A 15,792-nucleotide genomic window follows, 5' to 3' on the forward strand; every position below is an offset into this window, starting at 1 on the left:
ACACAACTCAAAGAACCAAGTTGTGTTTTTCTTTTTTACAATTGAATCTTACCTTTAACTTTACCTTTTTCAACATCAATTTCAATAATTTCTAGTTTAATGTTGTCCCCAATACTAAAGTGTTCATAGAGCGAACCAATTTCTGCTCCTTGCGCAGTTAGCACTTTCGACTTGTGGACAAAAGCTGACTCCTTGAGACCAATATAAACAAACAAAGCGAAATCAGTAATGTTTAAGACACTACCATCAACAATCATTCCAACTTGTAAATCGTTGATGTTAACTAAATTATCTTTTAACTTATACCCCTCTTTTTCACTTCTGATGTCTTTAGTTGGGTTCATTAAAGCATCTAAAATTTGTTGAATATCATATTTGTTCGAATTAAATTCGTGCGCAAGTTTTTCTGGATCTTGCTTTAATAATAATTCACGATCAATTGAATCAAAATCTAGATTAAATTTTTCCACTATTTTGTAGGCTAATTCGTAACTTTCGGGGTGAATTGCTGTGCGGTCAAAGAATGTTTTTGAATCATGAATTCTTAAAAAACCAACAGCTTGTTCATAAGCTTTAGCGCCCAAACCTTTTACTTTTTTTAGTTGCTCACGATTTTGGAATGAACCATTTTCTGTTCTAAAAGCAACAATGGCACCGGCCACTTTTTTGTTAAGACCAGACACATATTTAAGAATTTCTTCAGTGGCACTATTTACATCCACTCCAACTAAGTTAACAACTTTATCTACTTTGAAAGTTAAAGCTTGGTTTAATTCTTTTTGGTTAACATCATGTTGATACTGACCAACTCCAATTGATTTTGGATCAATTTTAACTAATTCATTAAGTGGATCTTGGAAACGACGGCCAATGTTAATTGCTGATCTTTCTTCAACAGATAACTCAGGGAATTCTTTGATTGCAATTTCACTAGCTGAATAAACACTAGCTCCAATTTCACTCACCACAGCATATTTAATTTCTTCGTTAGGATTTTTGGTTTTTCTTTCCCTAATAATCGAAGCAACAAATTCTTCGGTTTCTCTTGAAGCAGTACCATTACCAATAACAATAATGTCACTCTGATATTTATCGAGTAACTTATTCATTAAAATAGTTGCTTTTACAGTTTGTTTTAATGGTTCATTTGGATACATAACAGCTTTTTCAAGTAAATTTCCGTTGGCATCCAAGACAGCGATTTTACAACCGTTAACAAATGCAGGGTCAATAGCGAGTACTTTTTTATTCTTAACAGCTGGTCAAAGCAGCATAGTTTCAACGTTGCGCGCAAAAATTTTAATGGCTTCAGTTTGTGCTCTTTCAAACAAGTCACTTTTAATTTCTCTTTCAATTGAAGGCAAAATTAATCTTGAAAGCGCATCATTAATGGCAGCAGTAATTAATTTGCCAGTGCGTTTGTTTTTAAAATATTTATTGTTTAGTTCGTAAGAAATTCTATTTAAATTGAAAGTCAACGAGTAAGAAATAATTTTTTTGTCTTCGCCTCGACTCATTGCAAGCGCTCGATGGTTTGGTACATACGCAATTCTTTCTTTATGATCATAATAAATCTTAAAGATTTCTTTAGGATCATCTACTTCAGCACCTTTTTTTAATTTTGTTTCAATATTGCCAAAATTATAAATTTCTTTTTTGACGAAAGCCCTGGTGTCAACATCTTGTGAAATTCATTGGCTAATGATGTAATTGGCTTGTTCCAGTGCAAATTCAACATTAGGAACTTTTTCATTTAAATATAATTCTGCTTCTTTATAAGGATTGAAGTTAGGATCAGTTTCTTCAAAAATTCTTTTTGCAAGCGGTTCAAGTCCTAAGGCAATAGCATCTGTAGCTTTGGTTTTTTTACCAATTTTGAATGGTTCATAAATATTTTCAACTTCAGCTTTAGTTTGAGCTTCGTTAATTTTTGCTTCTAATTCAGGGGTTAAAAGTTTATTTTCTGCCAAAATATTAAGAATGGCTTCTTTTCTTTTGTTTAATTCAACGTCATAAACATATAAAGAATTAATTTCCTGAATAATTTCTTCATCTAGCCCGCCAGTTACACCTTGACGATAGCGAGCGATAAAAGGCACAGTCGCCCCTTCGGCTAGTAAGTTTAATACTACTTCCACTTGCGACTCTTTAAGTTCTAGTTTTGTTGCAACATTAGTGATTGAAATATTCAAATCGTTCCCTCCTTGGGACTAATAAAGTTGCTTAATTATATATTGTCATAATCAAAACAGCTGTAGATTATTTTTACTGTAACTCAACAGCAACTCAGTTACAAAGAAAATAATCATATGGCGTTATTCATTGTATTTTCTATTTATTTTTGAGCAATTTACATCTATTTTTCTTTTAATATACTAATATATAATGTTAATATTATTAAATAATATGTAGTTCTTATCGGCTCTTGGAGGAGATATGAAATTAGGAAAGAAAAAACTTATTTTTGGTTCATTTGTTAGTTTTGCCACACTAGCAACTTCTTTAACTGCAATTTCTTGTTCTAGCGAAGATGGTTTATTACAAGAAGCGCAACAAAAACTAAAGAAAATTGTTAATAATAATGGAGCTGTTTTACTTTATGATGCCGCAAATCCAGATGCATCAATGCCAAAACCAAGCGAAATTGTGAACAATTTTGATGAACATAAAAGCAAATTAGGTTTTTTTATTAAAAATGGTGCTGAGAATGTGGACTTAAAATCTTATTTTTCTGGTGAGGAAAAAAATATTGAAGTTAAATTTACGCCTCTAAGTAATAAAGCGCTTTCTTATGATGATACTTTAGGAAGATTAACTTTGCTTGCAACTGTTACACAAAAAGTTAATGACAAAGAAATAAAAGAATCAAGAGAAATTTCTGGTGAAGGTTTTCAAAAAGTTACAAATATTGATGAAGATAAAATTTTCCTCGGTGCAGAAGTTATATTCACCGATTCAGCCTTAGCACAAACTTTAACCGCTCAAACAGTGGCAAGTAATTTTGACAGTTATAAAGATAAATTCGTCTTAAATGTGCCAAGTGCAAACCAACAAATGAAACGAATTAATGATGTTTATCCTGAAGTAAGTGATGTTTCATTCCTTTTACAAGATTCTCAAAATTTAGAAAATAGCTTTAATAACTCAGAAGGTATACTCAATGTTTTAGTCAAAGTAACTTACAAAAATCAACAATTAACCTCAGAAATTAAACAAGTTAGTGGTTTTAAAAAAGATACTTCAGATCCAGTTGAGTCAGCAGATTTAATTGTGAAAGACTTGAATAGTATTTTAGATACTTATCAGCCGAAAACTACTATTGACTGAGAAGCAGAAAATCCCGACTGAGTAAATCAAAGCAACAGACCGACAGCAAGCTCGCTAGTCAACGGTTTTGAATCATTTAGTCAAAAATTTAAAACAGTTTATGTTGAAAAAAGTGATTCTAGTCAAACCGGAAAAACATTAAGTGAATTGAGAACAGATGTAAAAGAAAAATTTGCTTTTGTTAAAGCTGACAATAACCTTGGTATCTTGTATGTTTCATTAAACTTAACTAAAAATTCGCAAAACTCAAAAGCAATTGAACTTGAAGTTTCTGGTTTTGCTCTTGATCCTGAAACTGCAAAGATTAAAGATGCTCTTGATGCATCAACAACAAAAGTTGAATACGCTGGCGAAGCAAGTGATATAGCTCATATAGTTGACTCAGATTATACTGAAGCTAAATTCAAACTCCTTGTTGCAAATCCTGAACACGATAAAAATATGGATGCTCCAGAATTTGTAGAATTAAATACAGTTTCAAATAATATTTATGACCTTTCTTATGAAAAAGTTGAAGATCAAAAAGATGTGCCACCTAATGCAGTTAAAATTAAAGTGACAGTTACATTAAAAGCCAACCAAAAAACAAAAATTTCCAAATTCTTTGAAGTATCTACTGGTTTTAAAACAGCAGAGACAACTGAATAATTTTTAAATTAATTTATAGTTTCAATTTAGAAAACACCAAAGAGCAGCAGTGTTACAAAAAATAGAAGTTTTACACTTCTATTTTTTATGTTTTTACTTAATACCTTTTCTAAAATATCTGATTTTAATAAATCAAGCTAAAGCAGCAAGACTTAAAGCGGAGACAATACCAATAGGCAAGGCAATTTTCAAGATTTTATTTTTTTGTTCTTGTTTTATCTCGTTTTCCAATTTGTTGGTTTTAGGTGCTACTTCAATATCATTTTCCGCTTGTTCATCAATTTCATTAAAATAAGTAATTTTTGCTTGATTTTTACTTACATTTGTAATAGGATAAATATATATTTCGCCGCTTTGAATCTCGTTATTTGATGAGTTATTTGCTTGCAAAATTTGAGCTATTTCATCTGTTTTTAACGTGTAATGTTGGCCAACTTGCAGGTCATATTCATCTTTTAAAAAATCATTTATATTTTTAACAATTTTTTCTTTTAATGCAGACAATGTATATTCTTTAAATTTAAAAACTTTATTTTTTACTTCGCTCAAATCTATCAGATGAGAATCATTATTTTGATCTGTTTTCTCATCAAAAGTTCTCACAACAGTATTTTTATGTTTATATTGGCGCTATTTATTATCTTCTTGTTTAAAGGCAAAATTTCGAATGAAAAAACTTCTCCATTGCCTACGTTCAATTTATTAACGCCCTGCTCTAAATTAGAAATATAAACATCATCGTCAAGAACAATATTTTCTTTCTTTAATTCACGTTTTATTTTGTTTAAAATGGTGTTTTTTAACACTTCTTTAGTTGTGGCTTCAACATTTAATTCTTCGAACTCTAGATTGCTTAAGTCAATGGTGTCTTTAAATATATTTTTTACAAAATTTATTATTTCAACTTCTAATAGTCCTATTCTTCCATCAGCAGCTGAGATTATTAATTTTTCGACTTTAGGTTGTACATCGCTATTATTATATTTTTGTGGTTTACTTAGCGAAACAGCTACTTCATCAATATTTTTAAAAACATAATCTTCACCTTCAACTAAATTTTCCATAAATTCTTTTACGCTAGTTTTAAGATATTCAATTATTTTTTCAGGTTCATCAAGTCCATTTAAATTAATTGACGGAATTGATATGTTTTCAAATACTGAAATACTTATTGCTTGCTTTTTATCTTCGTTTTCAGGATTTTCATCTATTTCAGTTTTTTCTTCGATAGTTCGAGCTGTTCCAAATTCTGAAATATTAATAATAAATTCATTAGTTGGTGAAAAATAATATTGCGTCATATTTTTTTCATCTTTAAACTTTGCACTGATTTTGAAGTTATTATCGTTTTCTGTTAAATTAAAATCAATTTTTTGAAATAGGTCATTGTCTGAATTTAAAAATCAAAGCTGCTTTTCTTCAAGAATTTTTTCTTTAAATTTATCTTTGCTCAACAAATGAGCTTGGTCAATAAAATATTGATGATTTAGAACCAATTCTATTGGTTTCGGTAAATCTTCAACTGGAAAAATGGGTTCGTTTTCAGTACTTGTTGTATGTTCTTGAGGTTGATCTGTTTCAATCAAAGGTTCTGGTTTAAATAAAATTGGGAATCGCACAACATTAGAACTTAAATAATAATTTTGTTTTACGGTATCTAATACAAAATTAACTTCAACAAAATTTCTTTCATTAGTATCTTGAGCAAGTTTTATTTTTTGAACTTTTGCATACGATTTATATGGAAAGTCTAAAAGAAAATTATTTGCAAAAATTTGAAAGCCATTCGCTGCATCCACGTAGTCATGTTGAAATTGACTTTTAGTAAATTTATTATTAAGTTCTTCTTTATTAATAATAGGCGTTATTATAGAAATGTTTTTGTTTTCCCATTTTAAATTTTTGCTGTATACGTACAATTTATAAAATTCCAAAATTTGTTCATATGAAAATTTAGTAATATCATCTTTTGTGTGTCCCAATTCATCACGCAAAAAATTGTAAAATTTTTGTCCTTCAATAGTAGAAAACAAAGGAGAAATTACGTTGTTAGATTCTTTATAAATTTCTGTAAATAATTTATTTGAGTTTTGTTCGTTTACTATATAAACTAATTTAAAAGAAGAAATTTTATTAGTATCTTTGCTTGCAAAAAGTCACAAACCTGGAGAAGAAAAGAAATCATTTTCTAGATCATTGTTATCTGAATTATTAATTATTTGTTCTTCGTATCATTTGACCGGATTTGCGGTATTAATTGGTTTGAAAAACAACGAATCATTTTGGTCTTTTGCTAATTTAAAAATAAGATATTTTTGCTTATTTGGGAATTTTTTAAGTCCCCCTTTATTTAAAACGATGGCTTCAGCAATTACGTAGTTTGAGGTATTACTTGAAGGTAAAATTCAATTTGTCTTTGCAGGGAGTTTTGTATTTTTATAAAACGTTTCCAAACTTGGCACAGCTGCTTTAAAAGTTTCATATGAAAATTTGGTATCTGTATTTTTTAACATTTGCCCATTTTGAAACTTATCAAAATTAATCAATACTAATTCTTTTTTTGTACCTGTTTCTTTATTTATTAACGGATCGTATAACGGATTACGTATATTTTGTCCGTTTTGGTCAACTTTTAAACTGCCATCATCATTTTTGATAAATTCTTCAATTAATGCTTTTTGATTTGAATTTCTATCCGGATCTCAACCATATCATTTGAAATCTATCTTTGGATTCAATGAATCAATAACAAAAATCTTTTTGTAATGTTTCAAAATAAGTTTCTTATTGTTTGGGTCAACTTGAATTAATTCTACAAGGTATTCGTTTCTTTTGTGTGAATTAAAAATGGTTTGAATTTGCGTTCGATCGACAATGTTTTCGTTTCAAATTCGCTCATTATCTGCTGTATGTTGTCTATTGTCAGTTAAAACAGCTTCAAATTGTTTGTTATATACTTCAATCTTTTTTCCGTTGACAAGCATATATTCGTTTTCGGCATTTGTGGTGTTAAAAATTATTTTTACAGGTGCAAAAAATTTTGATGTAATATCAAAAACTTCTCCGTTTTGTATTTCGCCTTCTCTAATTCCTTCATAATTTACAATTTTGGTTTCAATATCATCGATTAGTCCGGTGTGATAAGAATTTGTTGGGTTAGCAGGAATTTTATTTTTTTGTATTATTAACCTTTTGCCTAATTCTCGTTTGTTATAGTTATCAGATGTCGCGAATTCTATTTGCAAATTGTTGTATAACTTACTACTTTGGCCAGTTGATTTTATTCTTAAATATAAATCAATTACTGAACCGCTTTCTTTCGTATAAGTTAACTTTAAATTGTTACCTAATTCGCGGTTTATTTTATCTAAATATTGTTCAAGTTTTGTTTGATTACTACTTAATGCCGAACCAGCACTTACTGGAGTATATAAATCTCCACCGGTGTCACTTTCAATAACAATTCGTTCTAATTTAGAACTTTGATAAAACTTATTTCATTCTCATTCGTATTTTGCGTTTGGGTTTTGTTTGTTTGGATAAATATTGTATGTTTTAATTCTTACATTAGTACTTTCTTCGGCGCCATTTTTGGATAATCAGAATCAGTTATATCTTGTTCCATCCAGATTTCTTTTTTCAACAAGTCGATTAATTTTAATTGAAATCACGTCGTTATTGAAAAATAATAAATTTTTATTAATCAAAGTACACAATTTGTATAACTGATGATACTTAACTTTGTCAGTTACTTTATTTGCTGTAATGGTGAATTCAAATTCTGCCGAACCATTTCATTTGTTGCTTACTTCTCGTCAAGTATCAACTGTCAGTGATTGGTACACTGATCAAACTGGCGAATAATAAGGCGCAAAATAAAGTACTATTTTTCTTGTTTTATTATCCATTTGTGCAATGACGCTAATGTTATTAAAATTCTTAGTTTCAATGTATTCATGATTATTTAAATCTAACATTTTTTCTTTTCATTGCTCTGGAAATTCATATTTACTTTTTCTTAAAGGACTACCGTATCAAATACCGCCAGCTAAAGTATCAGTTTCAATTGGTGAATAATATGGCCTTGAGTACATTGCCTGTGATTTAAAGTTCATTATTTGTTTATTTTGTTTAGTTGAATTCACAGTTGTACAAACGGTTGCGGGTATTAATGCAGTAGCTATCAATGGTCAAATAATTTTCTTAAATTTAATTTTTTTCATATTTGCCTTATATTTCTTTGAAATCTCCCTTTTTAAAAAATAAAGATTTTTCAAAGTTGTTGTAGTAAGTGTCTATTTTTAATTTTGAATAAAGATGTAAACTAATTAATGAATTACCGATATTTCCATCACTTAAAAATCTGATTGTTGATGAGTTTAATCCGCCTGAAAATTCATACATTTTTTCAACTGCTTCTAAATCTTTTTGTTTCAATCCAAAAATAGTTGAATATTGACAGTTTTGCAAAATGCTTTCTGCTTTTTTCGAAATGTGACTAGAACCAAGAAAGTCAGAAGGACTTTGTGTTGTTAAATCCATTCCGCAATTAAACTTTCTCACCGTTTTCGTCATTTTATAAATGAAATTTAAAGTGATAGGATTGTCAACATCTATATATTGATGTAATTCATCAATAAAAATAACTGTATTTTTGTTCGGATCTTTAACATAATTGTTGTAAATAAGATTTTGGAGAAGTGAAAGTAAAACATATGTGCCCACACTGCCATTTTCTTTTGAAGCACTCATTAATTCTTTTGTGTTAAAAATAATAAATTCATTATCTAAATCAATATTTGTAGAGTTATTGTAAATGTATTGATATTTACCGTTGTGTTCGAAAAGAAATTCTAATTGGTCAGTAATATCTGCGACCATTATTTGTTTACGTTGTTTTTCGAAATCATCAATATAAGTGTAGTTTTTTAATTCAGAAATAAGGTCTGAAATGATTGGATATTTTAAATGTTGCAAGTCATCAACATTTGTTACTTTGTAAACACCATTTTTGTCATATAAAGCCTTTACGCATTTTAAAATTATGATTAAATGATCAATAGTAAATTGTGGATTGACTAATTTAAAAAAACCTTCTAATCATTGCATATGTTTGTTAATAATTAATTTGGGACTAATTTTTTCATCTTCTAAAAATTGAATTTGGACTTGTAGCGGATTAATGCAAGTTTGCACGCCGGCGCCTAAATCAATAAGTGTTGCTCCAAATTTTTTGCCAATATCTTTATATTCATTTTGTAAATCGATTATGTAAACATTAGTATTTTCGGCAAGTAAATCAATAATCTGTTTTGACTTTTGAGTACTTTTCCCTTTTCCACTTGACCCAACAGTGAATCAATTGTAATTTGTTCTTCTTTGACTCTTTTTATAAAAACGGTCAACAATAATTGGCTCAGCAGTATTCATTGTTGTGCCAATTATAGAAGTGTTACCATCGTTTTGACTTTCGTTTTCGAATGGTCAACCATACGCAACATTGTGCGAACTCATTTGTATTGGTTCGTTTAAATTGTTTGTTGTTATTAAACAACTTTGTGCATACGCTTCGAATTGTCTAAAAGGTAAAAAGTTGAGTTGAATTTTAGCTTTTTTGCAGTTGAGTAACATTTTATTTTCATTTTGTCTTAATTCTCTTAAGGAATTCGCTTTGTTAATGATCATAAAATGACTATCAAATAAAACATTTCCATCTACTTGAAGTTGGTTTTCTAAATATTCTATCGACTCAAGCTGTAAAGATGAACTTTTACGATTATATTTGGAACGGATTAAGAAACTATTGTCAATAGTTGCCTTCGTGCTTTTATCTAAGAGATATGCTTGTGCTTCGACTGTGTAAGCTCCTAAATTTCAAACAATTTGATTTTCATTTTGAAATAAATCATAGGCTCACCCATCGCTTAATTTAATTGGCAACTCACTCACTGTTTGAATTGAATAATAATTATCATCTTTAATGAAGTAATTGCTTTTGAAGATAACTTTTTTGGGTTTAAGTAAAGTTTCTAATTTGATTTTATTTGTAAATGACGGCTTTTCTTGGTTGATATTTTTTTCATTTTTGTGTGTAAAAAAATTTTTAATTTTAAGAATTGGATCCCTGTGAATATGTAAGTTCTGATTTGAAGTGGTTTTACGAGTAAGTTGAGAATTATCAACTTTATTTTGTTGTTCAAGGTATTTTTGTGCTAACTCTTTATCTAATTCAACATTATTCAACTTCGCGAGAAATTTTAGTAATTTCATTTCACTTAATAATTCAGGATCACAATCCATCATTTGTAAGTTTCCGTTTATGTATTCAATTGTTTTTATTAACTCTTAAATACTTTTTTCATAAATTACAAGATAGTAAGTGTCTACGTAAAATTGACTATCTAAAGTATCGAAGTCCGCAAATTTTTCTTCATAAAGTTTTGTGTAATTCTGCATAACTTCCAATGAACTATTTTTTTGTTCTAAATAGTCAAATTTCTGGTTTTTATGCAGTTGCAAATTTAAAAAATTTTTCGAATAATCACGTAACTCTCGTTGCCTTATAAAAGAAATTTGCAATCTCGTGCCGTCTAAAATTTCAATGAATTTGTTCAAGAATGAAATTTGATCTGCTTTTTCTTCACTTCAGGGGATTTTGCCTTTAAATTTGATAACAGAAAAGTATCTAGTTCCGCCTTTTAGTGCTTTCGTCTTTACGAAAGTGTTTTCAAGAATTTCAGCATAAGGAATTAATGTTTCAGTTGGATTTTTTATGGAACCAAAAGACTTTCTTTTAGCTGAATAACAAAGCATTCTAAAAAGAAACATATAAACTCTTTGGTCGTATTTTTTTATTTTAATTAGCAAAATACTACTTACACCAAAAAGAAGAGCCATTAGCAAAGGTTTCAGGTAAACAGGAGCAGTTTTTGGCACAAGTGAAGTAGGAACAAGTAAAGAAAAAATGACAATTACCAGCAAAATAACAAAGTCTAAAATTGTTAAGTTCTTAAAAATTTTACTTTTGGTCTTTTTTATATTTTTTGGTTGTAACATCTTATTCCTTTAAAACTGTTGATGAATCCTTAGAGTTATTTTGCAAAGTTTTATGTTGGAGTTTTTCTAAAGTTTTTTGAACAATTTTTGCTTGATTAATGTTTTTGGCAAAAATATGCGCAAAAGTTTTTTCTGCTTCTCTACTCTCATGTGCTTCTTTTTTCTTAAACTCTTTTTTGCTAGAGATTTTATTTTGAAGCAGCGTATTTAAATCTTTTTGCCTATTCATAAGTTCCACAAATTTTGCTGCCGATTCTTTGTTTTCATTCGCGTAATTTGTTGTCTGATTTGTTTTGGTAATTTGTTTTAAATTAATGATTTGTTTGGTTTGAGGACTATTGTTTTTTAATCTTTCAACTAAAAGTTGATATCTATTAACATTTGAAATTACTTTTTGATTTTCAGTATTAACAAATTGTTTTATGACTGAATTATTAGCAAGAGACAGTGGTTGTCTGAATGTTTTTAAATTATTTCTGTTAAAACGTGCGGTTCACTTATTAGTTTTACTATTTTCATCGCTTGCATTTATTTTAGTTTGTGATTGTATACTAAAGTTATCTTGGTCATCGTTTCAATGTTTAAAACCCATACTTCAAGCATTACTAAAAACGGTTTTTGTTTCAAAAATTGTCGATTTTATTTTCGAATGTTCGTTTAGTAGTAAGGCAACTTCAGCATTTAACATTGTTGTCGCTTTAAGTCCGCCAACAATTAAACCTCACGCCAAAGCATAACGGAGTCAAAAGTCATTTGAATAACTTTTGTTGATTCAAGTGTAAGAAAGGTTTGCAAATGAAAAGTAAATTTCGAACCCTAGCAAAAAAGCTGTGATTACTAATGTCTTTGTAAGAAACATTCTTTGTCATCTTTTTAACTTGTTTGCATCATCGCCAATTGCGCTAGAAGCAACAAATGGAGCAATAATGAATAAAAAGAAAAGTTGAAATGTTTTTTGAACTAAGGTTAGAAGTCCCTTTAACAAAATTACAAAACTTGGAATTGCAATTAAACCACCTAAAAAAACAAGTTTGATGGCTTCCCCATCAGGAAGCGATGCGTATCCACTAATAGGTATTTGGTAGTTATTATTTTGAAAAAGTGTTCAATTTTCAGCAGAAATATGCGTTGTTAACGCGTTTTTATCATACAAAGTGTTAAAAATTAATGCGCTCGTGTTAAATTCTTGTTTTGCCAGCACGAGATTTAAAAGTAATGACACCAAAATATTCAATAGATAAATTGAAATAGGCAACGCCAGAATTCAAACCGTGGCAAAAACAGAATTTTTCAGTGCTATCTTAATCGGATTTTGTTCCTTTAATTCGTTGTAAAAATGCAAACGTACCGCACTGAAAAGAAATAAAACCACAAACACTAGCAAAGCTACTACCGTTAATCGTTTGAACATTGATGGCAGATTTTCAAAACTAAATTTTCCGTTAAGATCAATTCCAAATAACAAATATTGTGGTAAACCAATTGCAACAATTTTGAACGCTGCGACGATAAAACCAATTAAGATTAAAGGAATTAACACTAACGGAATGTAACCAATCATAAAAGTGCTATAACCGACTTTTAGTATTGCATCTTGAAACATTGTGTTTAACAAAGATGCAATGGTGTTGCCAAGCAATTTTAAAAGTCACTCAAACACTTAACTACCTCGTTGGTTTTGGGGTACTTACACCTCAAGTGGATTGTAATAATGCAATTACGGCTGGTGAAATTGCTCAAATTATAATGACGGCAATAAAGAAGATACCAATTCATTTAATTTTTCGAAGTTGTCCTTGTCTTTCTTCTTCGCTATCTGTTTTTCCTGCTTTAAAGAAAGCTCAAGCCGCAATAATTGCGATTACAACAACAAGCACGCCTGCAATCGAACCTAAAACAATATTGATATATTCTTGAGTTTTAGAAAAAATTGCATTGATGTTTGTTTTAATTGCTTGTTCTTTAGCAACTGATGACGCTAAAGCATATGCACGCATTTACTTACTCTCACTTTCTTGAGCCACAGTTTCATCAAGACTTGGCAGCTTGAAATTAGATTCAACTGTCACAGTTTCATTAGTTGAATTTGTTTCATTTTTTAATAGGTTCACGTTCTCTTTTGGCAGATTTTCTTCTTGTTTAAGTGAATATTTATTTGGAATGTGATCTTTTGAAAAAATTATGTCCTTAGCAACAATTTCATAAAAATATTTTCGTACATTGTCTGCGTTAACATAACTTGTGGACTTAAGTCCTGCTAAAACCTCTATTTCATCGTTTTCTATTGCTTTGGCTTTAAATCTATTTGCTAAATTACCAAATAATGTGATTTCAACATTGTTATTATTTTTTAAATAGTAATTATTTGCAACATTTAAAATAAATTTAAGAACAGTGCCTTTGTTATATGTGGTTTCATAAAATTTGTCTGATACAATTTTTCCTGTTAGTAATACTTTATTCATAAAAGCTCCTTTCTTTTAATTCAACTTGGCATAAAACTGTTGTCTTAATAATTCGTTTTGTTTATTAAATTCAGCATTTGTTTGTCAGAATGTGCCATTGTTTTTTAAATTAGTAGTTTTCAAAATTCATTCAAGAACAATATTTGATTGAACAATAGGAAAGTTTTTAAACATTTGTTCAGCAACACTGTTGAACTTAAGCGTTAAAAACGGAATGATGCAATTTTTTGTTAAATTTCAAACCCAAATGTAAAAATTTCTAAAGTCAGTCTCATAACGATAATGCTTGCCACCTGGAAAAATTTGTACAGCTATTGTCTTGTTATCAAGTTTTATTGAAAAATTTAGCAGGTTTTGCCCATTGAGATATTCAAGCGCAAATCGAGCTAAATCTTGAATAATTTGGAATTGTGAATAAGATATAAACGTTGAGTCAGTTTTGACGTTGTAGTCGTAAAATAAATTAACAAATTTGATGTAAGTAGACAAAATTTTCAGTTGCAAAACTTCCAGTTTTCACATAGCTAAAAAATTAGCAATAAGATAGTCTACAACATCAGGTTCAAGCGCGTATTTTTTGTGATCAAAACTATTGACAAAGTTAAAATGAAAAAGATAATAAGGAGAAAGATGTCTATTTTCAAAAATGAAGTTTTGATTAATTCGTCAAAGCTGACTTCACGTTTTTAGTTTTGGATCTAACTCAAATTGCGGTGCATCTTGTTCGTATGCAGTAATCTCTTCAAAATCAAAAATTGTTCTTTTTGCGTGCTGTGCTGACTTAAGTCTGCCAAAACTTTTGAACTCAGCAGTTGTGTCAATGATGTGCTGAGCAAAATTTTGTTTTCAAAGTTCTACTTTTTGACTAGCAAAACCTGATTTTTGTTCCAATGCTTGGATAAAAGTGTTTTGTGCCAACAAATTTCGTAAATTCCGGAAAACATTTCTTCGTTGATGATTTGTTAATTGATTCGTTTTAATGCCAGTAAATTCGTCAATTTTTTGTACAAATTGCGAAAAATACACAAAAGTAGGAAGTTCAACTTTTGTAATATCAGGGATGTCATAATCTTTTGCTGTTGGCAACTTTGTATTTAGCTTAACTGTAGTTTGTAACAAATCATCACTAGTAATTTTTATGTTGTCAAAGTGATCTTCAGCAACAAATTTAATTTGTTTATTTGCATAAGTCACACTACCGGGAAAATAAAAGTTGTTCATTTCAAAAAGACTATTTTGCGGTGTTTGTGGTTCGAAAGTTTTTTTAGTTTGAGGTCAAAAGTTGATGTTGTGATTTAATGTGTCTGTGAGTGAGGAAGTTACTTTTTCGGTTAAATCTTGTTTTAGAGTTCTGATTTCACACGAGCTAAAAACAAATGTGCATAAGCACACTAGCATTAATCAGAGTTTACTTCACCATTTATTAATTTTCCGGATCACTTGCATCAATGTTTTGTTCTAAATTCTTTCTGCGTATCTTGTTACGCACTTATTGAAAACTAAAAAATGCGAGAACTTGTGAAATGGGAAGTTTTCGGGAAATAAAAAAACACCCTTGCGAGTGTTTATCACCAACGTTTTTTAACTTTATAATCTCGTTTTCTAATCGTTTTGACACGACGTTGCGCGTGATGTTTATGTTGTAGGGGAAACAATTTATCTTTCTTAGCTAATTCAACGTAATAATCAATCACTAAATCATTGTAATAATATTCGTTATTCACATTGTGTTTGATTACTTGGTCAAGTGCCTTGCTTAGGAGTTTAAGTAAAGCGGGAGGATAGCAATATTTTTTTGTGTTCTCCACAAATTCTTCACCATCAATGATTTCGAGTTGTTTGCCCGGATACTTTTTAATATCAATGTCGAAGTCAATAAATTTGAGTGTATTATCTTCAAAAAGTGGTGCTGAAGCAATGTTAGTATAGATATATTTTTGGTTTCTCTTAAGTAAGACTAACGCATTAGCCATTTCTTGTTTAGGAAGAAACCAAAGCACAGGGTCAAGATAAAGTCAATTACGTTTGTGGGCTTCAGCAATCTTTGTGCGGTACATAAATAAGACATAGTGGTCATCGGTATTGCGTAAGACTTTAACACCATTTCACTGGCGATAAAGCAGACCATCATATTTATAAGCTTGCACATTAATAATTTGACCTTGCCGTGGCGTTTGATTACGTGTTTTTGGTTGCACTGCCGGCACGGTCGTGCTGTGTTCATGCTTGTTCATAACGCAGTTCTATTATATTAAATGCAATTTAAAAGTTAGTATGAAAAAACATTTTGCCTAAA

Annotated in this window: 11 protein-coding genes; 1 reads left to right on the forward strand and 10 read right to left on the reverse strand. The window is 29.7% G+C overall.

What is annotated here, in order from left to right; genetic code table 4:
• Window positions 1-35: 35 nt before the first annotated feature.
• Entirely contained in the window at window positions 36-2,192 is a 2,157-nt protein-coding gene (locus EXC55_RS02400; protein WP_129623083.1) for a helix-hairpin-helix domain-containing protein, read from the reverse strand.
• 244 nt (window positions 2,193-2,436) lie between these two features.
• Between EXC55_RS02400 and EXC55_RS02405 the strand changes: the two genes are divergently transcribed.
• The gene (locus tag EXC55_RS02405; RefSeq protein ID WP_129623084.1) at window positions 2,437-3,975 is read left to right on the forward strand and encodes a lipoprotein 17-related variable surface protein; all 1,539 of its coding nucleotides are present in this window, start codon (window positions 2,437-2,439) and stop codon (window positions 3,973-3,975) included.
• A 93-nt stretch (window positions 3,976-4,068) separates the two neighbouring features.
• On the opposite strand, the gene EXC55_RS02410 is transcribed toward EXC55_RS02405, so the two are convergent.
• The 9 genes from EXC55_RS02410 to EXC55_RS02445 all read right to left on the reverse strand — a co-directional run bounded on the left by EXC55_RS02410 (window position 4,069) and on the right by EXC55_RS02445 (window position 15,730).
• Window positions 4,069-4,578, reverse strand: coding sequence for a hypothetical protein (locus EXC55_RS02410; protein ID WP_129623085.1), 510 nt, complete (start codon window positions 4,576-4,578; stop codon window positions 4,069-4,071).
• Window positions 4,527-8,198 (reverse strand): Mbov_0399 family ICE element protein, encoded by a 3,672-nt coding sequence (locus EXC55_RS02415; protein ID WP_129623086.1) that lies wholly within the window; start codon window positions 8,196-8,198, stop codon window positions 4,527-4,529. Before EXC55_RS02415 ends, EXC55_RS02410 begins: the two co-directional genes overlap by 52 nt.
• A 7-nt stretch (window positions 8,199-8,205) precedes the next feature.
• Window positions 8,206-10,317, reverse strand: coding sequence for an Mbov_0397 family ICE element conjugal transfer ATPase (locus EXC55_RS02420; protein WP_408634042.1), 2,112 nt, complete (start codon window positions 10,315-10,317; stop codon window positions 8,206-8,208).
• A gap of 3 nt (window positions 10,318-10,320) precedes the next feature.
• The gene (locus EXC55_RS03345) at window positions 10,321-11,031 is read right to left on the reverse strand and encodes a hypothetical protein (RefSeq protein WP_223211679.1); all 711 of its coding nucleotides are present in this window, start codon (window positions 11,029-11,031) and stop codon (window positions 10,321-10,323) included.
• Between the two features lies 1 nt (window position 11,032).
• Complete coding sequence (locus EXC55_RS02425) at window positions 11,033-12,691, reverse strand: Mbov_0396 family ICE element transmembrane protein (protein ID WP_129623087.1); 1,659 nt, start codon at window positions 12,689-12,691, stop codon at window positions 11,033-11,035.
• 4 nt (window positions 12,692-12,695) lie between these two features.
• Entirely contained in the window at window positions 12,696-13,028 is a 333-nt protein-coding gene (locus EXC55_RS02430; protein ID WP_129623088.1) for an Mbov_0395 family pilin-like conjugal transfer protein, read from the reverse strand.
• Window positions 13,029-13,496, reverse strand: a complete 468-nt coding sequence (locus EXC55_RS02435; protein ID WP_129623089.1) for a single-stranded DNA-binding protein — start codon at window positions 13,494-13,496, stop codon at window positions 13,029-13,031. It abuts the gene before it with no gap.
• Window positions 13,497-13,511: 15 nt separating this feature from the next.
• Window positions 13,512-14,894 carry an MAG3960 family lipoprotein gene (locus tag EXC55_RS02440; protein WP_129623090.1) on the reverse strand — a complete coding sequence of 461 codons (1,383 nt, stop codon included), beginning with the start codon at window positions 14,892-14,894 and terminating at the stop codon, window positions 13,512-13,514.
• 167 nt (window positions 14,895-15,061) lie between these two features.
• The gene (locus tag EXC55_RS02445) at window positions 15,062-15,730 is read right to left on the reverse strand and encodes a DUF402 domain-containing protein (protein WP_129623091.1); all 669 of its coding nucleotides are present in this window, start codon (window positions 15,728-15,730) and stop codon (window positions 15,062-15,064) included.
• Window positions 15,731-15,792 lie beyond the last annotated feature (62 nt).

Source organism: Mycoplasmopsis columbinasalis, from assembly GCF_900660705.1.
Lineage (GTDB): Bacteria > Bacillota_I > Bacilli_A > Mycoplasmatales > Metamycoplasmataceae > Mycoplasmopsis > Mycoplasmopsis columbinasalis.